A 23297-nucleotide genomic window follows, 5' to 3' on the forward strand; every position below is an offset into this window, starting at 1 on the left:
TGCGTTAGGCTGCGCTCCGCCTCACAACGCATTTGACCGCTCAGGAATGCCAATGGCCACAATAAAGGATGTTGCTCGTCTATCAGGTGTATCAGTCGCTACGGTTTCACGCGTGATTAATAACTCACCCAAAGCCAGTACCGCCTCAAAGGAAGCCGTACACAAGGCCATGGCGGAGCTGCAATATCATCCGAACGCTAACGCCAGAGCGCTCGCACATCAGAGTGCAGAAACCATGGGACTGGTCGTTGCCGATGTATCCGATCCTTTTTTCGGGACGATGGTTAAATCTGTCGAACAAATTGCACAGGCAACGGGCAATTTTCTGCTGATAGGTAACGGCTACCACAATGCCGAGCAGGAAAAGAAAGCCATTGAACAGCTAATTCGCCACCGCTGTGCGGGGTTGATCGTGCATGCAAAAATGCTTTCAGATGAGGAACTGGCGGCGCTGATGAGCCACATTCCTGACATGGTGCTCATCAACCGCACATTACCCGGTTATGAAAACCGCTGTGTTGCACTCGACGACCGCTACGGCTCCTGGCTAGCAACACGTCATTTAATTCAGGAAGGGCATCAACGGATCGGTTTCCTTTGCTCTAATCACCAAATTTCCGACTCCGCCGATCGCCTGCAAGGCTATGTGGATGCGCTGCAAGAGCACGGCATCGCACGGGACGAACGTCTCATCGCACGCGCCTCGCCAGACGAGGTGGGCGGAGAATCTGCCATGATGGAACTCCTGAGTCGAGGCGGCAATATGACGGCAGTGGTGTGCTACAACGATTCCATGGCCGCGGGCGCGCTTTCTGTCTTGAGCGATAACAGTATCAGCGTACCGCAGGACATGTCGGTCGTCGGGTTTGATGACGTATTGATCGCCCGCTATCTTCGCCCTCGTCTGACCACTGTGCACTATCCGGTTTCCGCGATGGCGATTCAGGCAGCAGAATTAGCCATCGCGTTATCCCACGGTAAACAGCTCAGCGAAACCACGAATATGTTTAGCCCGACGCTGGTGCGTCGTCATTCCGTCAGCCCCCCTGTTAGTAAGAAATAACAACGTTCAACACAGCTTGCCGACTCATCAGGCGAGCTGTGCTTTTCACTTCCCCCAGTTTTCTTCCTCCCTGTAGCGACCTTTTTTGTGATTCCAGAAATGTTTCCAACTCGGCAACGCATCACGCCTTTTAGGCAACGTTTCGAATGCTGATATAAAAAATTTTATGCTGCATTTGAATAACACAGCCAATAGGTGTAACCAGTTACATACCATTACACAGCAAATAACATCGCATCATGACTGATAAATACTCGAAACACGGCGTGTAACATCGTTAAGTCAGTGTAAATTTTGGTGTAACTATTTTGTATTTTGTGAGAACAATCATGTCACGCGCCATTTTATTCCCCCATAATCCTTCGCCATGAGTGGAAGCGTTTTACCTCCGTTCACGTCATGTTATTTGGAACATCCACATTCTTACCCGAATAAGCGAAAGGTATATTATGAAAAGAAAACTGCTGACGACATCCATTGCGCTGAGTTTGGCAATGCTGGCAACCCCTTCTTATTCTGTTGATTTTTCAGGATACTTCCGTTCTGGCGTGGGTGTATCAAACCACGGAAAACAACAGACCGCCGATAAAGAATATGTGGGAAGATTGGGTAACGAAGATGACACCTACGGCGAAATCCAATTAGGACAGCAGCTGTATAACGAAAATGGGAAAACGTTTTACTTCGACAGTATGATCTCCATGTTCTCCAACGGCTCGAACGATAATGAAACCACAAAAGATGATGATGCCGAGTTTGGTTTACGCCAGTTAAATCTTCAGGCGAAAGGCTTTGTACCTGGGTTACCGGATGCCACGGTCTGGGCGGGGAAACGTTACTACCAGCGCCATGATTTGCACATCATCGATACTAAATACTGGAACATCTCCGGTGCAGGTGCCGGGATCGAAAACGTCAAAGCCGGTGAAGGCGCGTTCTCGTTTGCCTGGATCCGTGCCGATGCCGAAAACATGAACGTCGACTGTAGCAACAGCTTGAATAATCAGGAGTGTTCTTCCAGACAAGATACCTACAACGACCTGAACATTAACTATCTGGATGCGCGCTATGCGGGCTGGAAGCCGTGGGACGGCGCGTGGACCGAGTTTGGTATCTCCTACGCGATGCCGAATGAGGCGGACACGCAGAAAAATATCTTCCTCGCGGAAGGCCAAAAATTCGATCCGAAAGACTCGATGATGATCACCGGTGAACTCAGCCACTACTTCTCTGGCCTCAAGTCCAACCAGAAACTCGTGCTGCAATACGCCGATAAAGGGCTGGCACACAACATGGTCGATCAGGGCGGCGGCTGGTATGACGTCTGGAACATCAATGCCAATGCCAAAGGCTATCGTGTCATTCAGGCTGGTGACCTACCGATCACGGATACTATTTCTCTGAGCCATGTTCTGACCTACGGTAAAGCGGATAAAATCAGCCTATTTCGTGACAGCACAGAATTATTGTCTGCGGTAGGCCGCGGCCAATATGCCTGGACCAAAAACCAGAAAACCTATCTGGAAGCGGGTGCGTACCAGAAAAAGGATAGTTGGACCAGCGGCACGGAAAGTAAATATAGCGGCCAGAAATACACGCTGGCACACGCTTTCAGCGCCGATATTCCGATGCTGACACGCCCGGAACTGCGCTTCTTCGTTTCTTACCTGAACGGTGGTAATGAAAATAGAAACCGCTTCAACGACGATCGCAGCAACGCAGTGAACGTCGGTATTCAAGCGGAAGCCTGGTGGTAATACGGCACTAACCCTCAGCCCGACGGGCTCATCATTCTCGTCGGGCATTTCCCAAAAGGCTTTCTACGGAAAGCCTTTTTCTATTGCGAGTAACACTCGCTATCAAATTTTCACTGCATCATATGCGGTAGTACGAAAATTTCGTGCGTGTTAACTACCGAGCAAATCTGTGATGTCATCACACGCCCGACAAGGCGCGCTCAATCGCCGCAGCGCCTTGACCACTGGCTTTTCGGCGCTAATTGCGTCGCTACGCGATACCTTCGGCGTGCGTGACCGCTATTCGGGCCGCCAGTGACGCGTTCCCGACGCGGCACTGCCTTTCGCGGCATCCATGCCGCTCACCCGGCAATCACGCCCACCTCAGCGCAATTTTTTACGCCAGAGAAACCCAAAACAGCGGAATATTGAGAGACAGAAGATTTTATCAGCAGCATAAACAGCGCCCGCAAAGGGCGCTGTTTATGTTTAGAAGGGATTTTGGCTATTGAGATTCAGCGATGCAGTCGCTTAACTAGGCGCTGATACGCAGGCCATCGGCGTTGAACACTAGACAGTTATTCGGGGAGAAGAAGACCTCAATATGTTCATACGGTTTGAAAGCACTGTCGCCCGCAAGCAGCAGTTTGAAGTTATCAATCCCGCAGCATTGGCCAAACAGATAAGTACTGTTACCTAAACGCTCGACGACCTCACAGCCGAATGACAGGCGAATTCCCTCACCTTCCGGCGAAACGTGTTCCGGCCGTAGCCCCAGAGTAACCGTGCTGCCAACGGTCAGTTCACCAGTGCGAATCGGCAACTCAAGCTGCAACTGCTCGGCCACATTCACCGTCAGGCTATCCGGCGTCCAGTCAACCACCTGCGCTGGTAGAAAATTCATTTTTGGCGAGCCGATAAAGCCCGCAACAAACTGGTTAACCGGATGATAATAAAGCTCCATCGGCGATCCCACCTGCTCGACTTTACCGTAATTCATGACCACAATTTTATCGGCCAGCGTCATGGCTTCGACCTGATCGTGCGTCACGTAAATCATCGTCGTTTTCAATTCCTGATGCAGTTTGGCAATATGCAAACGCATATCCACGCGCAGCTCTGCATCCAGGTTCGACAGCGGTTCATCAAACAGGAAAACTTTCGGGTTACGCACGATAGCGCGCCCTATCGCCACGCGCTGACGCTGCCCACCAGATAGCTCCTTCGGCTTGCGCTCCAGCAGGTGAGACAGTTGCAGCGTCTTCGCCACCATCTCGATTTGGTGCTTAATCTGGTCTTTCGGTACACCATTCACACGCAGGCCATAACCCATATTCTCAGCAACGGTCATGTGCGGATACAGCGCATAAGACTGGAACACCATAGCCACGCCACGGTGAGCAGGGGCAACATCATTCACGACGGCCTCATCAATCATGATTTCACCGCCCGTGACATCTTCCAGTCCGGCAATCATTCTCAGCAACGTCGACTTACCGCAGCCAGACGGCCCAACAAAAACGGCGAACTCTCCATCTGCAATCGTCAGATTCACATCGTGAAGCGTAATCGTTTTGCCAAAATGCTTACTCACTTTATCCAACTGGATCGACGCCATAACAGTAACCTCTTGATAATTTTGCTTTTCAGGATATAAGCGCTGAGTCACAACGGCCCAGTGGTCGTCTACTCAAAATGGCTCGGTAGCCCTTCCAGACGTATCCACATCCGGCCAGGTTTACCTGCACGCTGGTCATAATCGCAATATAACAGCATGGTGTAACCGTTTGCACAAACAGGGGGTTACTTTTGTGCATAAGATCACAGCCTTTACATGTTTCGCTGGCAGACGTGGCGCACTCTGCTTAATGTAATCGCCACTGGTGTAACCGTTACCCTAGTTTGTGGAAAACGCATAATAAAGCGTCACACGCCACACAGCGACGATCACCAAACCACGTGTACTGTTAGATGCCTCATTCCCTGCGGTGTACTGCTGTGCGATGTAACGTTACACCCGCATCACACAGGGACGGCAAAAACGGCGAAAGCGGAAAGTACGCGACGATTTCCTACCATGATGGGCCCACCAGGGCTTTGAGGACTAATGATGAAAATGAAAACACTGACCACCGTCATCATGATTTCACTGGGTATCACCGGCGTACTCAGCAAATCAGCGCTGGCAGCCGACAAAGAACTTCTGGTATGGGAAGATATCAAGAAATCCGACGGCATCGCCGACGCGATCAAAGCCTTTGAAAAACAGAATAATGTCAAAATCAACGTGCTGGAAACGCCTTACGCGCAGCAGATTGAGAAACTCCGTCTGGATGGCCCGGCAGGCATCGGTCCGGATGTGATCGTGATGCCACACGATCAGGTCGGTACCGCCGTGGTTCAGGGATTGATCAGCGAACTAAAGCTGGATCAGACGTTCCTGTCGAGTTTCACCAAACCGGCACTGGAAGCACAAACCTATAACGGTAAGCTATACGGCGTGCCAAAAGCGGTTGAAACCACCGTGCTGGTGTACAACAAAGACCTAATGCCACAACCGCCGGAAAAATTCGACGACTTGTTCACGTTCTCCAAACAGCAACGTGCCGAAGGCCGCTATGGTCTGCTGGCGAAATTTGACGAAATTTATTACGCCTACGGCGTCATCGCTGGGATGGGTGGCTACATTTTCGGGCAGAACAGCAACGGTTCACCAAACGTAAAAGACATCGGTCTGGATAAACAAGCCACCATCGATGCCGTCAACTATATCAAGAAATTCTATGCCGATGGCCTGTTCCCGCCGGGTATCGTCGGTGAAACCGGCGCTAACGCCATCGATTCCCTGTTCACCGAGAAAAAAGCCGCAGCCGTAATTACCGGTCCGTGGGCGTTCCAGCCGTACAAAAACGCGGGCGTAAACTATGGCGTTGCCCCACTGCCGCTGCTGCCAAACGGCGAGCACCCGCGTTCGCTGCTGGGCGTCAAAGGCTACAGCATCTCCACCTACTCCAAAAACAAAGAGCTGGCGCAGAAATTCATTGAGTTCATCAATCAGCCTGAGTACGCCAAAGTTCGCTTCCAGTTAACCGGTGAAATCCCACCAATCGCGGCGCTGGTTGACGATCCGCTAATTAAGGACGACGAAAAATCCCGTGCTGTCGCGATCCAGTCTGGCTATGCCGTTCCTATGCCGAGCGTACCGGAAATGCAGGAAGTCTGGACGCCAGCAAACAGTGCGCTGCAACTGAGCGTGACAGGCAAGCAGGACACCAAAGCGGCGCTGGAATCTGCCGTGAAGGTTATCAAAATGCAGATCGAAGCTAACCACAGTAACCAGTAATCCCCCGCACCACCGTGGGTCAACGTGGGGCCCCCTGTTTATCCCTGAAAACGTTCGGGATGTGGGGGTACCCATGTTTTTAAGAAAATGGAGGTAGATGTGACCGTCAACGCCAGCGGCCTTACGCCACAAGAGAGAGGATGTCGCCACGCCAGAACGGCTGTATTGCTGGCGATCGTCCCCGGACTTGGACAGATTTATAATCGCCAGTTCGTCAAAGGCGCATTGTTCTTTATCATCATGGTCTGCTTCATCGGCATATTCCATGATTTCCTGCGGAACGGCGCCTGGGGGCTCATCACGCTGGGCACTGAGCTGCCGCGCGATCACTCTATTTTTCTGCTGGCAAAAGGCATTATCAGCGTAATCGTCGCCGCCTTTGGCGTCGGTGTTTACTATTTCAGCCTGCGCGATGCCTACGTGTGCGGTGCCAGACGCGATAAAGGTCTGCCGTTGAACAGCGTGAAGAAGCAATATCAAATGCTGCTGAGCGAAGGCTTTCCTTATCTGATGATCACGCCCGGCTTCATCCTGTTGGTCTTTGTCGTGGTTTTCCCGATTATTTTCGGTTTTTCCATTGCCTTTACCAATTACAACCTCTATCACACGCCACCTGCCAAGCTGGTCGATTGGGTAGGGATGACAAACTTTATCAATATCTTCCGGCTCGACCTCTGGCGTTCAACGTTCTTTGACGTGCTGCAATGGACGGTGATTTGGACGCTGATTGCGACCACACTCCAGTGCGCCGTGGGCATCCTGCTGGCGATTTTGGTGAACCAGAAAGGCCTGCGTTTCAAACCACTGATCCGCACTATCCTAATCCTGCCGTGGGCGGTGCCGGGCTTCGTCACTATTCTGGTCTTCGCGGGGATGTTTAACGAAACGTTTGGCGTGATTAATAACGGGATTCTGGCCGCATTGGGGATTGAACCCAAAGCGTGGATGACCGATCCATTTTGGACCAAAACCGCGCTGATTTTGATGCAAACCTGGTTAGGTTTCCCGTTTGTGTTCGCCATGACCACCGGCGTATTGCAGGCTATTCCTGATGATTTGTACGAAGCCGCAACCATTGACGGAGCGAGCAGTTGGTACAAGCTGACCACCATCACACTGCCGCTGGTGCTCTACTCCATCGCGCCGATCATCATCACGCAGTACACGTTCAACTTTAATAATTTCAACATCATCTATCTGTTCAACAACGGCGGACCGGCGGTGATCGGCTCTAACGCGGGCGGGACGGATATTCTAGTGTCCTGGATTTATAAGCTGACCATGTCTTCTTCCCAATATGCAATCGCAGCCAGCATCACCATTCTGCTGTCGATTTTTGTCGTGGGCGTCGCGCTGTGGCAGTTCCGCGCCACCAATTCCTTCAAACAAGACAACATGGCATAGGAAAGCGCGCAGATGAAAAAACACAGCGTTAAACGCCAGAATTTTATCAAACTCGGCCTGACCTACCTGCTGCTGGCGATGGTGGCCGTCATCATTATTTATCCACTGATCTGGACGGTTGGCGCGTCGCTGAACCCCGGCAACAGCCTGCTCAATACGTCAATCATCCCAGACAACTTCTCCTTCATTCACTATGAGGAGCTGTTTAACGGCCAGATTGACTACGCGGCGTGGTACTGGAATTCGATGAAAATCAGCTTCCTGACCATGATTCTGACGCTCGTCAGCGTCAGTTTCACCGCCTATTCCTTCTCTCGCTTCCGCTTTCGTGGCCGCCAAAACGGGCTGATGCTGTTTTTACTCTTACAGATGATCCCGCAGTTTTCCGCGTTGATCGCCATCTTCGTACTGGCGCAGATGCTGGGGCTGGTAAACAGCCATATTGCACTGGTGCTGGTTTACGTCGGCGGCATGATCCCGATGAATACCTATCTGATGAAAGGCTATCTGGATGCCATCCCGAAAGATCTGGATGAGTCCGCGCGTATGGACGGCGCAGGCAACTTCCGCATCTTTATCGAGATCATTATGCCGCTGTCTAAACCGATCATCGCGGTGATCGCCCTGTTCTCGTTTACCGGCCCGCTGGGTGACTTCATTCTCTCCAGCACCATCCTGCGCACACCGGATCAGTACACGCTGCCCATCGGGCTCTACAACCTGGTGTCGCAGAAGATGGGCGCCAGTTACACCACCTACGCCGCTGGAGCCGTGCTGATCGCGGTACCGGTCGCCATTCTTTATCTTTCATTGCAAAAGTACTTTGTCTCCGGCCTGACCTCAGGCGGAACCAAAGGGTAATTACTCAACATCTGTACCAATTCCAGGAACGTAAAATGAAAATGAAAAAACGCGTACTGATGGCCGCCATGCTCGCAACTGGCCTGTTGACCTTCTCCCTGCCGCAGACCCTGCATGCCGCAGAGAATGTGACGATCAATAAGTTGACGAACGTCCCTGCCGATTTCATCAAAGGCGCGGATATTTCCATGCTAAACGAGGTGGAAAAGCACGGCGGAAAATTTTATGACGAACATGGCAAACAGAAAGATGCCATGTTGATCCTGAAAGAGAACGGCATTAACTATATTCGTTTGCGCATCTGGAACGACCCAAAAGATGCGGCAGGCAACGGTTACGGCGGCGGTAACAACGATCTGGCTACCACGCTGGCGCTGGCTAAACGCGCCAAAGCGAACGGTATGAAAATACTGCTGGATTTCCACTACAGCGATTTCTGGACCGACCCAGCCCACCAAAACAAACCCAAAGCCTGGTCTGGCCTAAGCGCAGAACAGCTCACAACTGCCGTACATGACTACACCAAAGCCACCATTAGCGAATTCCAGAAAGCGGGCGTCATGCCGGATATGGTGCAGATCGGTAACGAATTGAACGGCGGGATGCTGTGGCCGGAAGGAAAAAGTTGGGGTCAGGGTGGCGGTGAATTTGATCGCCTCGCGGCGATGTTGAAAGCCGGTATTCAGGGCGTGAAGGAAGTACAGGGCGCGAATAACGTCAAAATCATGCTGCATCTGGCGGAAGGCACCAAAAACGACACCTTTATCTGGTGGTTCGATGAGATCGTCAAACGTAATGTCCCGTTTGATGTCATCGGTGCCTCGTTCTACACCTACTGGAACGGCCCCATCAGCGCGTTGCAGTACAACATGAACGACGTCACCAAACGCTACAATAAAGACATCATCGTGGTTGAAGCCGCCTATGCTTACACGCTGGAAAACTGCGATAACGCGGAAAACAGCTTTCAGCAAAAAGAGTTGGATGCAGGCGGCTACCCCGCTTCCGTTCAGGGTCAGGCCAATTACCTGCACGATCTGATGCAAAGCGTCATCAACGTCCCCAATCAGCGTGGTAAAGGCGTCTTCTATTGGGAACCCATCTGGCTGCCAACGCCCGGCGCAACCTGGGCCACGAAAGCGGGCATGAAATACAACAAAGACGAATGGAAAGAAGGCAACGCGCGGGAAAATCAGGCGCTGTTCGATTGCAAAGGCAACGTACTGCCTTCCATCAAAGCGTTTAAGTAAGTCGTAAACCGTATTCAGAGCGTGACAACCCGTTTAACTGAACAAGAGCGGCGATAATGGGATAGAAGAGTAAAGCGTTTGCGCCAGGGATGGCGCAACCCGAGCGTACAGGGATGTATTCACAGCGTCTTTACGATCTACCCATCATCGCCGCATAAGCACATTGCCAGCTATCTCGAACACGCAAACCGTATTCAACGCGTTGACAACCCGTTTAGGAGAAAACGATGTTCAAATTCCCCCCGCTAAGCAGCAAGGTGCCTGTTCTGCTGCACGGCGCTGACTATAACCCTGACCAATGGCTGGACGACCCAGCGGTTCTGGAAAAAGACATTGAGATGATGAAGCAGACCCAGTGCAACGTCATGTCCGTGGGCATTTTCAGCTGGTCTGGTATTGAGCCGGAAGAAGGTCGCTACGAATTTGGCTGGCTGGATAGCATCCTCGACACGCTGTATGCCAACGGTATCTTCGTTTTTCTGGCAACACCGAGCGGCGCACGCCCGGCTTGGCTGTCGCAGAAATACCCTGATGTACTGCGCGTTGGCAGCAACCGCGTGCGGGCGCTGCACGGTGGCCGCCATAACCACTGCCTGAGCTCGCCGAACTATCGCGAGAAAGTGAAACAAATCAACACCCGGTTGGCAAAACGTTACTCGCACCATCCTGCAGTAATCGGCTGGCATATTTCCAACGAATACAGCGGCGAGTGCCATTGCGATACCTGCCGCAGTACCTTCCAGAGCTGGTTGAAAGCACGCTACGGCACGATAGACGCGTTGAATAAAGCGTGGTGGAGCACCTTCTGGAGCCACACCTACACCGACTGGTCACAGTTAGAACCCCCGTCGCCTATCGGTGAAGTCTCCATCCACGGCCTGAATCTGGACTGGAAACGCTTTAACACCTCACAGGTCAGCGATTTCTGTGCCGCAGAAATTGCACCGCTAAAAGCCGAAAACCCGTCTCTGCCAACCACGACGAACTTCATGGAATACTTCTATGATTACGACTACTGGCAGTTGGCGAAGGTGATCGACTTCATCTCCTGGGACAGCTACCCGCTGTGGCATAACGCGGAAGATGACTGCACGCTGGGTGCCTACACCGCGATGTATCACGACCTGATGCGTACGCTAAAAGGTGGAAAGCCGTTCTACCTGATGGAATCAACGCCAAGCCTGACCAACTGGCAACCGATCAGTAAACTGAAAAAGCCGGGCATGCATATCCTGTCTTCACTTCAGGCCGTCGCACACGGGTCAGACTCCGTGCAGTATTTCCAGTGGCGTAAGAGCCGCGGTTCCGTTGAGAAATTCCACGGTGCCGTCGTCGATCATGTTGGGCATATCGACACCCGCGTTGGGCGTGAAGTGCAGGAGTTGGGTGACATACTCAACAAACTCGCACCGGTAGCAGGCAGTCGGGTTGACGCCAAAGTCGCCATCATTTTCGACTGGGAAAGCCGCTGGGCAATGGACAACGCCCAAGGGCCGCGCAACGCGGGGCTGTTCTATGAGAAAACCGTCACCGAACATTATCGTACGTTCTGGGAACAGGGCGTGGCGGTAGATATCATCAACGCCGATGTCGATCTCAGCGGTTATCAGCTCGTGATCGCACCGATGCTCTACATGGTACGCGAGGGCTTTGCCGAACGTGTCGATGCTTTCGTCAAACAGGGTGGCCGTTTTGTCACCACCTATTGGTCTGGCGTCGTCAACGAAACCGATCTGTGTCATCAAAACGGTTTCCCAGGCCCGCTGCGTCCTATCATGGGAATATGGGCAGAAGAAATCGATGGGCTGTACGATCATGAAAGCAACAGCATCAGCGGTCTGGACGGCAACGAGCAACGTCTGGTCGGCCCGTATCAGGTCACCCACCTGTGCGAGTTAATTCATCTCGAAGGCGCGCGGGCACTGGCAACCTATGACAGCGATTTCTACGCGGGTCGCCCAGCTGTTACGGTCAATGACTACGGCAAGGGGCAGGCCTATTACATCGCATCGCGCAACGATCTCGCCTTCCAGCGTGATTTCTTCACCACGCTGATACAAACGCTGGATTTACCGCGCGCGCTACCGTCCGACCTCCCCTACGGCGTTGTCGCTCACCGTCGTGATGACGGGGAAAGTGAGTTTATCTTCGTACAGAATTACACGGCAACGCCACAGTACATTACGTTGCCTGCCACCTACGAGGAAATGACCACAGGTAGCACACTTTCAGGGGCGCTCGACCTGTCAGGCTACGGCTGCCGGATTCTACGCCGCGCATTACAGTAAGGCTCATGCTTGTCGGTTAAGCATTACGCTACCGGGCGAACACGGTGCAGACGTTCCTACGGAACCTCATCACCGTGTTTCGCCTAACAGTAATGTTACGTAAACGGCATTATCATACGCACGCTGATAAACAAACGAAGAGGTGACTACGATGGGCAAGATTCACAATTTTCGGAAATTGTTCGCATCAATGTTGGGTAAGCAAATTACCGAGATTGAAATCGCTTCACCGCTAGACAAAGAAAACTTGCAGCAGTTGGTAACCGCCTTTGGCGGCAAAGAAAATATCGTCAGTCTGGATGCCTGCATCACCCGCCTGCGGGTCGAGGTTCATAGCCTGCGACTGGTTAACAGCGACAGTTTGCAAAAGCTGGGCGCTATCGGCGTGATTATTGTCGGTCATCAGGTACAGGCCATTTTCGGCACCCAATCGGATAACCTGCGCCGCGAACTAGCCGCCTGGTTTGAGGATGATGGCGCAGAAGCGCGCTAAATGCTCGCAGTCTCTTAGTTACATTTTTATGCCACTATTGAGGCAGTTTCGTGCGCGATAAATGTTGTGAATGTACGAATACCTTGCCGTTATCTGGCGTAAAAAATTATGCAGCGGTGAGCTTGACCGCCGAGTGAGCGACAGGACGTCGCGAAAACCAGTGCCGCGTCGGGAACGCGTCACTGGTGGCTCGATTAGCGGTCATGAACACCGATGGGACCGCGTAGCGGCATAATTCCCGCCAAAAGCCGGGGTTCATAGGGGGCTGGCGTAGCCCCCTATGTCGGGCGCGTGCTACGAGGTAGCATGAAAATGGCGGTATGATGGCGCACGAAACTATTCCCACATCCGCATGTAATTTCCACACCCGCATATAAAAGTGTAATGAAGAAACACCTGCGAAGAAGGCGAACTCCTTAATAACGACTCGCACGATCCAGCAGCTCAATATCTTCTGCTGGCAGCACCAGTCGCGTCGCACTCGCCAGTTCGGCAACCTGCTCCAGCGATGTCGCACTGGCGATCGGTGCCGTGATGCTCGGGCGGGCGATCAGCCATGCCAGCGCGACCTGCGATGGTGTCGTCTGATGCGCATTCGCCACGCTATCCAACGCTTCCAAAATGGTGCGACCGCGCTCATTCAGGTATTTTTCTACGACGCCCTGCCCGCGTGCACTTTTCGACGCATCCTTAGGCTGACGATACTTACCTGACAGAAACCCGCTAGCCAGAGAATAGTAGCTAATCACGCCAATCCCCTGCTCACGCACCAACGGCTCTAGCGCGGCTTCATAACCCTGCCGATCGTACAAATTGTATTCCGGTTGCAGCGTTTCATAACGCGCCAGATGGTTGGCTTGACTGACTTTCAGCGCCTCAGCCAGACGCGCCGCGCTGTAGTTGGATGCCCCAATCGCGCGTACTTTCCCTTCTTTAATCAACGCATCAAACGTAGCCAGCGTTTCTTCCAGTGGCGTATCTTTGTCGTCCGTATGTGCCTGATAGAGATCGATATAGTCCGTCTGCAAGCGTTGTAATGAGGCCTCGACGGCCTGACGAATATAGCGAGGAGACAGCCCTTTCTTGCCCTCCCCCAAATCCATACCCACCTTGGTCGCGATAATCACCTTGTCGCGTTGGCCACTTTTTTTCAGCCAGTTACCGATGATCGTTTCAGACTCACCGCCCTGATTACCGGGTGCCCAGCGCGAGTAAACATCGGCGGTATCAATGAAATTTAGCCCATGCGCCAATAACGCATCCAGCAGGCTGAACGATGTCGACTCATCGACCGTCCAGCCAAAGACGTTACCGCCGAACGAGAAAGGCGGAACCACGATCCCTGAACGTCCAAGCTCGCGTGTAGTATTTGATACTGACATAATCACTCTCCTTTTGAATCATGCAGAAAACATCATGAAAAATACCCGCCTACCTGCAACGTGGGTATACCAATGTGACTTTCTGTTGAGGGATAAGAATAATGAATGAACAGAAAAGTGCGAATAACGAGACGTAGCATTTAGTTTAGATAAAATCCCAAGGTATAATTGTTTTTTTGCGTCCCTCCTCTCATTTTTAATGCACGCGTTACATAAAATGACGTGGAAAATTAGGCCTGCCTCATATTTGGAGCACACATGTCCCTGTCCCATATTGCGCAATTTATTTTGGCGCTGGTTGTTGTTACGGCGCTGGCGCTGCTTGTCTGCCGCGATCGTAAAAGCATTCGTATTCGTTTTATTATTCAGCTACTCGTCATCGAGATTCTGCTTGCTTACTTCTTCCTGTACTCAAACGTGGGTTTAGGTATCGTCAAAGGGTTCGCCGCAGTATTTGACAAATTACTCGGATTTGCAGGCCAAGGGACGGACTTCGTATTCGGTGACATGGTGAATAGTGAGAAGAACCTGATTTCCTTCTTCTTTAAAGTGCTCTGCCCTATCGTCTTCATTTCCGCGCTGATCGGTATCCTGCAACACATTAAAGTGCTGCCGATCATCATCCGCGCCATTGGTACCGTTCTTTCCAAAGTGAACGGCATGGGTAAGCTGGAATCCTTTAACGCAGTCAGTTCACTGATTCTCGGCCAGTCCGAAAACTTCATTGCCTACAAAGACATTCTGGGCAAGATGTCCGAAAAACGCATGTACACTATGTCCGCGACCGCCATGTCGACCGTGTCGATGTCTATCGTCGGTGCGTACATGTCTATGCTGGATGCCAAATTTGTCGTTGCCGCGCTGATTCTGAACATGTTCAGTACCTTCATCGTGCTGTCGCTGATCAACCCTTACAAAGTCGGTGAAGAGCCGGAATTGCAGTTGGGTAACCTGCATGAAAATCAGAGCTTCTTTGAAATGCTGGGCGAATACATTCTGGCAGGTTTCAAAGTTGCCGTTATCGTGGCAGCCATGTTGATCGGCTTCATTGCACTGATTGCCGCGGTTAATGCGATTTTCAGCGCCATTTTTGGCATCAGCTTCCAGGAAGTCCTCGGCTACGCGTTCTATCCGTTCGCCTGGATCATGGGTATCCCGTCTCACGAAGCCCTTCAGGTTGGTAGCATCATGGCAACCAAACTGGTTTCTAACGAATTTGTGGCGATGCTGGAACTGCAAAAAGTCGCAGGCGAACTGTCTCCGCGCAGCGTGGGCATCCTGTCAGTGTTCCTGGTGTCCTTCGCCAACTTCTCGTCGATTGGTATTATTGCCGGCGCGATTAAAGGCCTGAACGAACAACAAGGCAACGTGGTTTCCCGTTTTGGCCTGAAACTGGTTTATGGTTCTACGCTGGTGAGCATCCTTTCTGCCGCTATCGCCGGTCTGGTGCTGTAACCTTTCATCGTGTTATAAAATTTTTATCCCTACCCATCCGGCAGCCTCGCGCTGCCGGGTTCTTTCCTACAAATCCTGACATATCTTCTATAATTTCTTCATTTTTGTCCGGCTTCCCTTGTTTAAACTAGTAAAATGCGGCCATTGGCTAATGTTGATCACTTAAGCCTTATTTTAGGAGAAACACGGGGATGAGGTTCCCGCAGGGACACCTCGTCCCGTGGTCGCTCCGTGTATCTCGGTTCTTAAACGATCGGCACGCGGTCATTGGTCCAATAACACGCTGAGTATGATAGCCAACGCACATGCCGCATGAAGTATGACGGGTAGATCGTACTTCACACGCAATCTGGAGAGAGTAATCCATCACTATGAATGCCAAACGTATCCGAGGCCTGCTGGTACTTGCCGCCATTATCGCTATTGCCGTGCTGATCTGGCGCCATTTTACCCAGACACCGCCTGCCTCCCCTGGCACAAGTGAACAGCACGCGGCCCGTACGTCACATGCGGGAAATAGTACCAGTGGCGGCGGACGCCGCGCCGCGATGCGTACGCTGGCACCCGTACAGGCGGCGCTGACACAATCCGCTTCCGTGCCTTATTACCTCTCCGGTTTAGGCACCGTGATGGCGGCCAACACCGTGACGCTGCGCAGTCGGGTGAACGGTCAGTTGATGGCACTCCACTTTCAGGAAGGGCAGCAGGTTAAAGCTGGCGACCTGCTGGCAGAAATCGATCCCCGTCCTTTTCAGGTTGAGCTGACGCAGGCGCAGGGACAGTTGGCAAAAGATCGGGCAGTGCTGGCTAATGCCCAACAGGATTTAGCACGCTATCAGCAACTGGTGAAAACCAACCTGATCTCCCGTCAGGAGCTGGATGCGCAGACCGCCGCCGTTCGTCAGGCAGAAGGCACGCTAAAAGCCGATGAAGGTGCCGTCGCCAGCGCACAGCTCCAGTTGGATTACAGCAAAATCACCGCGCCTATCAGTGGTCGGATCGGCTTAAAGCAGGTCGATATAGGGAATTACATCACCAGCGGCGATACTAATGGGATTGTCGTGATTACGCAGACTTACCCTATTGATGTCGTCTTTACCGTACCGGAAGCGGACATCTCCACGATTCTGAGTGCGCAGAAATCCGATCAGCCGCCTGTGGTAGAAGCCTGGGATCGCGCCAATCAAAAGAAACTCTCGCAGGGCATCCTGCTGAGCATGGACAACCAGATCGACACCACCACGGGCACGATCAAGCTCAAGGCGCGTTTTGACAATCTGGACGATGCCCTGTTCCCGAACCAGTTCGTGAATATCCGCATGAAGGTCGACACGCTGAAAAATGCCGTCGTCGCACCATCCGCCGCCGTACAAATGGGCAATGAAGGCCGCTTCGTCTGGATTCTGAATGATAAAAATGAAGTGAGTAAGCGTCAGGTTACCACCAGTATTCAGTACGGCCAGTTGGTTGTGGTGACCGCCGGGCTGGACGCCAATGTTCAGGTTGTGACTGACGGCATCGACCGCCTGACCGAAGGCGCGAAAGTGGAAGTCGTGCCCTCAGCGTTGACGGAGAAAACGCCCGCCATCGCTGGGGAGAAATCCTGATGCAGGATACCGTTCCAGCCAACGGCGGTGGGCCGTCTCGCCTGTTTATTCTGCGTCCAGTCGCAACGACGCTGCTGATGATCGCCATTTTGTTAGCCGGTATTATCGGCTATCGGGCGCTACCCGTTTCTGCGCTGCCCGAAGTCGATTATCCAACGATTCAGGTCATTACCCTCTATCCCGGTGCCAGCCCCGATGTGGTGACCTCGGCGATTACCGCGCCGCTGGAGCGGCAGTTCGGCCAGATGTCCGGGCTAAAACAGATGTCGACACAGAGCGCTGGCGGCGCATCCGTCATCACGCTCCAGTTCCAGCTTGAGCTATCGATGGACGTCGCCGAACAGGATGTGCAGGCCGCTATCAATGCGGCCAGCAACCTGCTGCCGAGCGATCTACCCTATCCGCCGACCTACAGCAAAGTGAATCCGGCGGATCCGCCGATTATGACGCTTGCCGTCACCTCCAGCGCCATGTCGATGACACAGGTTCAGGATATGGTGGACAACCGCATCGCGCAGAAAATTTCACAGGTGGCGGGCGTCGGTCTGGTGTCATTAGCCGGTGGCCAACGTCCGGCAGTGCGGGTAAGGCTGAACGCCCCTGCGCTAGCGGCGTACGGCTTGACCAGCGAAACGATCCGCACCGCCATTACCGCCGCCAATGTGAATTCCGCCAAGGGGAGCCTGGATGGCCCGACACGTTCAGTCACGCTCTCCGCCAACGATCAAATGAAATCCGTTGATGATTACCGCAAGCTGATTGTCGCGTGGAAGAATGGCGCGCCAGTGCGGCTTCAGGATGTCGCGACTATCGAACAGGCCGCCGAAAACATTCATCTCGGTGCCTGGGCGAATCGACAGCAGGCGATCATTATCAACATTCAGCGCCAGCCGGGCGCCAACGTCATCACGACCACGGACAGCATTAGCAAGATGCTGCCCGCGTTAAAAGCCAGTCTGCCGAACTCAGTCAACGTCACCACGTTGACTGACCGCACCACCAGCATTCGCGCCTCGGTGAAAGACGTCCAGTTTGAACTGCTGCTGGCTATCGCGCTGGTCGTCATGGTGATTTACCTGTTCTTGCGTAACGCTGTCGCCACGCTGATCCCCAGCATTGCCGTGCCACTGTCGCTGATTGGCACCTTTGCCGCGATGTATTTTCTCGGCTTCTCCATCAACAACCTGACGCTCATGGCGCTCACCATCGCCACTGGTTTCGTGGTGGATGATGCCATTGTGGTGATTGAAAACATCGCCCGCTATATCGAAAAAGGGGAAAAGCCGCTTAACGCGGCGCTAAAAGGTGCGGGAGAAATCGGCTTCACCATTATTTCTCTGACCTTTTCGCTCATCGCCGTGCTGATCCCGTTGCTGTTTATGGGTGATATCGTCGGACGCCTGTTCCGCGAATTCGCCGTCACGCTGGCGGTATCCATCCTGATTTCCGCTGTCGTTTCGCTCACGCTGACACCCATGATGTGCGCCCGAATGCTGAGCCATCAGTCACTGCGTAAACAGAACCGTTTTACCCGCGCCAGCGAACGGTTCTTCACTCGCCTGATTGATGCCTACGGCGTCTGGCTGCGCAAGGTGCTGAATCATCCGTGGCTGACGCTTAGCGTCGCACTCGGTACGCTGCTGCTGACGATTCTGCTCTATATCGTGATCCCAAAAGGCTTCTTCCCGATACAGGATAACGGCATTATTCAGGGCACCGTGCAAGCGCCGCAGACGGTCTCGTTCAGCAGCATGGCCGACCGCCAACAGCGCGTCGCGTCCATCATCATGAAAGATCCGGCGGTCGAGAGCGTATCCTCGTTTATCGGCGTTGATGGCACGAATGCCGCGCTGAACAGCGGCCGACTGCAAATCAACCTAAAGCCGCTCAGTGAACGTAGCGAACGCATTCCGGAGATCATCAGTCGCTTGCAACAGCAAACAGCACAAATTCCCGGCATCCAGCTCTATCTGCAACCGGTACAGGATCTCACCATCGACACCCAAATTAGCCGCACGCAATACCAGTTTACGTTGCAGGCGATGTCGTTGGACGAGCTGAGCGAGTGGGTGCCGACGCTGATGACCGAACTAAAAACGCTGCCGCAGCTAGAGGATGTCAGCAGCGACTGGCAAGATGGCGCGGCGGTCGCCTACGTCAACGTGAACCGCGACAGCGCCAGCCGTTTGGGTATTACGATGTCACAGGTCGACAGCGCGCTGTACAACGCCTTTGGTCAGCGACTGGTTTCCACCATCTATACGCAGGCCAGCCAATACCGCGTGGTGCTGGAACACGATACGACCAACAATACCGGTCTGGACGCATTGAACGACGTGCGCCTTATCAGCAGCGACGGCGGCACCATTCCGCTCAGCAGCATCGCCACCATTGAAGAGCGTCAGGGGCCGCTGGCGATCAACCATATCGACCAGTTCCCCTCGACGACGATCTCTTTCAACGTCGCCAGCGGCTATGCGTTAGGCGAAGCGGTTGATGCCATCACGCAGGCCGAGCAGCAGATGAACCTGCCTGCGGATATCACCACTCGCTTTCAGGGCAGTACGCTGGCGTTCCAGTCAGCACTGAGCAGCACGGTATGGCTTATCGTGGCGGCAATTGTCGCGATGTACATTGTGCTCGGCGTGCTGTACGAAAGCTTTATTCATCCGATCACCATCTTGTCTACGCTGCCAACGGCGGGCGTCGGTGCACTGCTGGCGCTCATGATGGCGGGGAACGAGCTGGATGTGATCGCCATTATCGGGATCATATTGCTCATTGGGATCGTGAAGAAAAATGCCATCATGATGATCGACTTCGCACTGGCGGCGGAGCGAGAACAGGGGATGAAACCGTATGATGCGATTTATCAGGCCTGTCTGCTGCGTTTCCGACCGATTTTGATGACCACCATGGCGGCGCTGCTGAGTGCGCTACCGCTGATGCTGAGCACTGGCGTCGGCGCAGAGCTGCGCCAGCCGCTGGGAATCTGTATGGTCGGAGGCCTGATCATGAGCCAAATCCTGACGCTGTTTACGACACCGGTGATCTACCTGCTGTTTGACCGTCTGGCGACGCGTTTCCGCCGTTTAGCGCGTCAGGAGGAAGAGGCCGAGTGAAGTTCTTCGCCCTGTTTATCCACCGCCCCGTCGCCACCCTGCTGCTGACGCTGGCTATCGCGCTCTGTGGCGTATTAGGCTTCCGCCTGTTGCCGGTGTCGCCGCTGCCGCAGGTGGATTTCCCGGTGATCTCGGTCAGCGCCTCGTTGCCCGGTGCCTCGCCGGAAACCATGGCTTCTGCCGTCGCCACGCCCCTGGAGCGCGCGCTCGGCAGGATCGCGGGCGTTAGCGAGATGACCTCCACCAGCTCGCTCGGCAGCACCCGCGTCATTCTGGTATTTAATCTCGACAGGGATATCAACGGTGCAGCGCGTGATGTACAGGCGGCCATTAACGCGGCACAAAATCTGTTGCCATCCGGCATGTCCAGCCGCCCGACCTACCGCAAAGTCAATCCGTCCGACGCGCCCGTCATGATTCTGACGCTGACCTCGGAAACCTACAGTCAGGGGCAACTGTACGACTTTGCTTCTACCCAACTGTCGCAGAAAATTTCACAGATGGAAGGCGTCGGCGATGTCTCCATCGGCGGAAGTTCACTGCCTGCCGTGCGCGTCGCGCTGAATCCGGTAGCCTTGTTTAATCAGGGAATTTCCCTCGATGAGGTGCGGCAGGCCATCGCACAGGCGAACGTACGTCAGCCGCTGGGGAATGTGGAAAACAGCCAGAAAAGCTGGCAGATACAAACCAACGATGCGCTAAAAACCGCCGATGCCTACGCGCCGCTGATTATCCACTACAACAACGGCGCTGCCGTCCGCCTGAGCGACGTCGCCACGGTAGAAGATTCAGTCCAGAACGCCCGTAACGCGGGGATGGCGAACGCGAAGCCTGCGATTTTGGTGATGATTCGCCGTGCGCCGGATGCCAACATTATCACCACGGTAGACAATATCCGCGCCGCGATGCCGGAACTACGTGCCAGCCTGCCTGCCGAAATACAGCTGGATGTCGCGCAGGATCGCTCCCCCACCATTCGCGCCTCGTTGGCGGAAGTCGAGCAATCGCTGGTTATCGCCGTCGCGCTGGTTATTCTGGTCGTCTTCCTGTTCCTACGTTCAGCCCGCGCGACCGCCATTCCGGCACTGGCCGTCCCGGTTTCGCTGATCGGCACCTTCGCCGCCATGTACCTGTGCGGCTTTAGTCTGAACAACCTGTCGCTGATGGCGCTTACCATTGCCACCGGTTTCGTGGTGGATGACGCCATCGTGGTGCTGGAGAATATTTCCCGCCACATCGAGGCCGGCATGAAGCCGTTACAGGCCTCGCTTCAGGGCGTGCGCGAAGTGGGGTTTACCGTCTTATCGATGAGTTTGTCGCTGGTGGCGGTGTTCATTCCTTTGCTGCTGATGGATGGCTTGCCGGGGCGACTATTCCGCGAATTCGCCGTCACGCTGTCGGTAGCGATCATGATTTCGCTGCTGATCTCGCTGACGCTGACGCCGATGCTGTGCGCCCGCCTGCTACGTGCCGTTCCCAAGCGTAGCCAGCCGCGCACCCGTGGTTTTAACCGCGTATTGCTCGCCATGCAGCAAGGCTACGGGCGTTCATTGAAGTGGGTGCTCAACCATGCACGTTGGGTGTTGCTGCTCCTGCTGGGCACCATTGCACTCAACGTCTGGCTGTACATCAGCATTCCCAAGACTTTTTTCCCAGAGCAGGACACAGGCCGACTGATGGGCTTTATTCAGGCCGATCAGAGTATTTCTTTTCAGGCTATGACGGTGAAACTCCAAAACTTCATGACCATCGTCAGTAGCGATCCGGCGGTGGATAACGTGAACGGGTTTACCGGCGGTTCGCGCACCAACAGCGGGTCGATGTTTATTTCGCTTAAGCCGCTGTCCGAACGTGATGTATCGGCACAGCAAGTGATCAGTCGCCTGCGCGTCAAGCTGGCAAAAGAACCCGGTGCCAACCTGTTTTTAATGCCGGTGCAGGATATTCGTATCGGCGGGCGGGAATCGAGCGCCGGATACCAATACACGCTGCTGTCTGACGATCTAAGCGAGCTACGCGCCTGGGAACCCAAGATTCGTGCTGCTTTCAGCAAACTCCCTGAGCTGGCCGACGTGAATTCCGATCAGCAGGATAAAGGCGCGGAAATGGCGCTGACCTACGATCGTGATGCGATGGCGCAGCTCGGCATCAGCGTTTCTGCCGCTAACGCACTACTCAATAACGCCTTCGGACAGCGTCAGATTTCAACCATTTACCAGCCACTAAACCAATATAAGGTGGTGATGGAAGTGGACGACGCCTACACGCAGGACGTCAGTTCACTCGACAAAATGTTCGTGATCAATAATGAAGGTAAGCCCATCCCGCTCTCTTATTTCGCCAGTTGGAAGCCGATCAACGCGCCGCTGTCGGTGAACCATCAGGGGCTGTCTGCCGCCTCGACGATCTCTTTTAATCTGCCGGAGGGCACCGATCTTTCCAACGCCACGGCGGCGATAGAAAGAACCATGACATCGCTGGGCGTGCCGTCCGCAGTACGCGGTCAGTTCTCCGGTACGGCACAGGCGTTCCAGCAGTCGCAGTCTTCGCAACTGTTGCTGATTCTGGCGGCGATTATCACCGTGTATATCGTGCTGGGCGTGTTGTATGAAAGCTATGTGCACCCGCTGACGATTCTGTCTACCCTGCCCTCGGCGGGCGTGGGTGCGCTGCTGGCGCTGGAGTGGTTCGGCGCACCGTTTAGTCTGGTGGCACTCATTGGCATCATGCTGCTGATTGGGATCGTGAAGAAGAACGCGATCATGATGGTGGATTTTGCGCTGGTGGCGCAGCGCAGCGGCGGGTTGAGCGCACAGGATGCGATTTTTCAGGCCTGCCTGCTGCGTTTCCGCCCGATTATGATGACCACGCTAGCGGCACTGTTTGGCGCACTGCCGCTGGTACTGACCAGCGGCGACGGCGCGGAACTGCGCCAACCGCTCGGCATCACGATCGTCGGCGGACTGGTGATGAGCCAAATCCTCACGCTGTACACCACACCGGTGGTGTATCTGTTTTTCGACAAGCTAAGGGGGATTCGGCGTAAAGCCCCGGAGAAGGATTTGTCATTGTCGTGACTGAACATGAACAACGATAAAGATCTAATAACATGCTATTTCAGGGGGGGAGGTTTCGTGCGCTCAAGCTTCACCGTTTTTCTAATAGCGCCCCGAACGCGCCCGACCAAGGGCGGCTCAATTGCCGTCGCCCTTGGAACCCTGGCTATTGGCGGGAAATTATGCCGCTTTGCGGTGCCTTCGGGAAAAGCATCCTCTTTACGGACCGCCGCTGAC

General features: G+C 53.8%; 15 protein-coding genes. 13 read left to right on the forward strand and 2 right to left on the reverse strand.

Annotation, left to right across the window (positions count from 1 at the left end; all coding sequences use genetic code 11):
* Positions 1 to 52: 52 nt before the first annotated feature.
* The 3 genes from galR (at position 53) to KKH3_RS22515 (ending at position 3118) form a co-directional block, all read left to right on the forward strand.
* Positions 53 to 1063, forward strand: a complete 1011-nt coding sequence (gene galR / locus KKH3_RS13750; protein WP_039360566.1) for an HTH-type transcriptional regulator GalR — start codon at positions 53 to 55, stop codon at positions 1061 to 1063.
* Positions 1064 to 1512: 449 nt separating this feature from the next.
* Positions 1513 to 2820, forward strand: coding sequence for a maltoporin (locus tag KKH3_RS13755; protein ID WP_039360569.1), 1308 nt, complete (start codon positions 1513 to 1515; stop codon positions 2818 to 2820).
* A gap of 172 nt (positions 2821 to 2992) precedes the next feature.
* Positions 2993 to 3118, forward strand: a complete 126-nt coding sequence (locus KKH3_RS22515) for a hypothetical protein (RefSeq protein WP_255433889.1) — start codon at positions 2993 to 2995, stop codon at positions 3116 to 3118.
* Positions 3119 to 3334: 216 nt separating this feature from the next.
* Here the strand turns inward: KKH3_RS22515 and KKH3_RS13760 are convergent, their stop codons facing one another.
* On the reverse strand, positions 3335 to 4417 hold the full coding sequence (locus KKH3_RS13760; RefSeq protein WP_039360572.1) for an ABC transporter ATP-binding protein: 1083 nt from the start codon (positions 4415 to 4417) through the stop codon (positions 3335 to 3337).
* 492 nt (positions 4418 to 4909) lie between these two features.
* Here KKH3_RS13760 and KKH3_RS13765 point away from each other — a divergent pair, with 492 nt between their 5' ends.
* From KKH3_RS13765 to KKH3_RS13790, 6 genes are all read left to right on the forward strand, one after another.
* The gene (locus KKH3_RS13765) at positions 4910 to 6142 is read left to right on the forward strand and encodes an extracellular solute-binding protein (protein ID WP_039360575.1); all 1233 of its coding nucleotides are present in this window, start codon (positions 4910 to 4912) and stop codon (positions 6140 to 6142) included.
* Positions 6143 to 6229: 87 nt separating this feature from the next.
* Complete coding sequence (locus KKH3_RS13770) at positions 6230 to 7546, forward strand: carbohydrate ABC transporter permease (RefSeq protein WP_052201346.1); 1317 nt, start codon at positions 6230 to 6232, stop codon at positions 7544 to 7546.
* A gap of 12 nt (positions 7547 to 7558) precedes the next feature.
* Positions 7559 to 8407 (forward strand): sugar ABC transporter permease, encoded by an 849-nt coding sequence (locus KKH3_RS13775; protein WP_039360580.1) that lies wholly within the window; start codon positions 7559 to 7561, stop codon positions 8405 to 8407.
* 35 nt (positions 8408 to 8442) lie between these two features.
* Complete coding sequence (locus KKH3_RS13780; protein WP_039360583.1) at positions 8443 to 9657, forward strand: glycoside hydrolase family 53 protein; 1215 nt, start codon at positions 8443 to 8445, stop codon at positions 9655 to 9657.
* Positions 9658 to 9884: 227 nt separating this feature from the next.
* A complete protein-coding gene (locus KKH3_RS13785) occupies positions 9885 to 11945 on the forward strand; it encodes a beta-galactosidase (RefSeq protein ID WP_039360585.1) in 2061 nt (686 codons plus the stop codon).
* Positions 11946 to 12096: 151 nt separating this feature from the next.
* Positions 12097 to 12438 (forward strand): glucose PTS transporter subunit EIIB, encoded by a 342-nt coding sequence (locus KKH3_RS13790; RefSeq protein ID WP_010301002.1) that lies wholly within the window; start codon positions 12097 to 12099, stop codon positions 12436 to 12438.
* Between the two features lie 416 nt (positions 12439 to 12854).
* Here KKH3_RS13790 and KKH3_RS13795 read toward each other — a convergent pair whose 3' ends face one another.
* Positions 12855 to 13820, reverse strand: a complete 966-nt coding sequence (locus KKH3_RS13795) for an aldo/keto reductase (protein ID WP_039360589.1) — start codon at positions 13818 to 13820, stop codon at positions 12855 to 12857.
* A gap of 264 nt (positions 13821 to 14084) precedes the next feature.
* Here KKH3_RS13795 and KKH3_RS13800 point away from each other — a divergent pair, with 264 nt between their 5' ends.
* The 4 genes from KKH3_RS13800 (at position 14085) to mdtC (ending at position 23081) form a co-directional block, all read left to right on the forward strand.
* Positions 14085 to 15275, forward strand: coding sequence for a NupC/NupG family nucleoside CNT transporter (locus tag KKH3_RS13800; RefSeq protein WP_139338624.1), 1191 nt, complete (start codon positions 14085 to 14087; stop codon positions 15273 to 15275).
* A gap of 371 nt (positions 15276 to 15646) precedes the next feature.
* Positions 15647 to 16882: an MdtA/MuxA family multidrug efflux RND transporter periplasmic adaptor subunit gene (locus KKH3_RS13805; protein ID WP_039360595.1), complete on the forward strand. Its 1236-nt coding sequence runs from the start codon at positions 15647 to 15649 to the stop codon at positions 16880 to 16882.
* Positions 16882 to 20004, forward strand: a complete 3123-nt coding sequence (locus KKH3_RS13810) for an MdtB/MuxB family multidrug efflux RND transporter permease subunit (RefSeq protein WP_039360599.1) — start codon at positions 16882 to 16884, stop codon at positions 20002 to 20004. The genes KKH3_RS13805 and KKH3_RS13810 overlap by 1 nt, the downstream gene beginning before the upstream one ends.
* Positions 20001 to 23081, forward strand: a complete 3081-nt coding sequence (gene mdtC, locus KKH3_RS13815; protein WP_039360602.1) for a multidrug efflux RND transporter permease subunit MdtC — start codon at positions 20001 to 20003, stop codon at positions 23079 to 23081. The genes KKH3_RS13810 and mdtC overlap by 4 nt, the downstream gene beginning before the upstream one ends.
* Positions 23082 to 23297 lie beyond the last annotated feature (216 nt).

The organism is Pectobacterium actinidiae (assembly GCF_000803315.1).
Lineage (GTDB): Bacteria > Pseudomonadota > Gammaproteobacteria > Enterobacterales > Enterobacteriaceae > Pectobacterium > Pectobacterium actinidiae.

What these genes read in the sequence shown, in the direction of transcription:
- galR (WP_039360566.1), top strand. Translation starts at nt 53, where the DNA reads ATGGCCACAATAAAGGATGTTGCTCGTCTATCAGGTGTATCAGTCGCT.
- KKH3_RS13755 (WP_039360569.1), top strand. Translation starts at nt 1,513, where the DNA reads ATGAAAAGAAAACTGCTGACGACATCCATTGCGCTGAGTTTGGCAATG.
- KKH3_RS22515 (WP_255433889.1), top strand. Translation starts at nt 2,993, where the DNA reads ATGTCATCACACGCCCGACAAGGCGCGCTCAATCGCCGCAGCGCCTTG.
- KKH3_RS13760 (WP_039360572.1), bottom strand. Translation starts at nt 4,417, where the DNA reads ATGGCGTCGATCCAGTTGGATAAAGTGAGTAAGCATTTTGGCAAAACG.
- KKH3_RS13765 (WP_039360575.1), top strand. Translation starts at nt 4,910, where the DNA reads ATGAAAATGAAAACACTGACCACCGTCATCATGATTTCACTGGGTATC.
- KKH3_RS13770 (WP_052201346.1), top strand. Translation starts at nt 6,230, where the DNA reads ATGGAGGTAGATGTGACCGTCAACGCCAGCGGCCTTACGCCACAAGAG.
- KKH3_RS13775 (WP_039360580.1), top strand. Translation starts at nt 7,559, where the DNA reads ATGAAAAAACACAGCGTTAAACGCCAGAATTTTATCAAACTCGGCCTG.
- KKH3_RS13780 (WP_039360583.1), top strand. Translation starts at nt 8,443, where the DNA reads ATGAAAATGAAAAAACGCGTACTGATGGCCGCCATGCTCGCAACTGGC.
- KKH3_RS13785 (WP_039360585.1), top strand. Translation starts at nt 9,885, where the DNA reads ATGTTCAAATTCCCCCCGCTAAGCAGCAAGGTGCCTGTTCTGCTGCAC.
- KKH3_RS13790 (WP_010301002.1), top strand. Translation starts at nt 12,097, where the DNA reads ATGGGCAAGATTCACAATTTTCGGAAATTGTTCGCATCAATGTTGGGT.
- KKH3_RS13795 (WP_039360589.1), bottom strand. Translation starts at nt 13,820, where the DNA reads ATGTCAGTATCAAATACTACACGCGAGCTTGGACGTTCAGGGATCGTG.
- KKH3_RS13805 (WP_039360595.1), top strand. Translation starts at nt 15,647, where the DNA reads ATGAATGCCAAACGTATCCGAGGCCTGCTGGTACTTGCCGCCATTATC.
- KKH3_RS13810 (WP_039360599.1), top strand. Translation starts at nt 16,882, where the DNA reads ATGCAGGATACCGTTCCAGCCAACGGCGGTGGGCCGTCTCGCCTGTTT.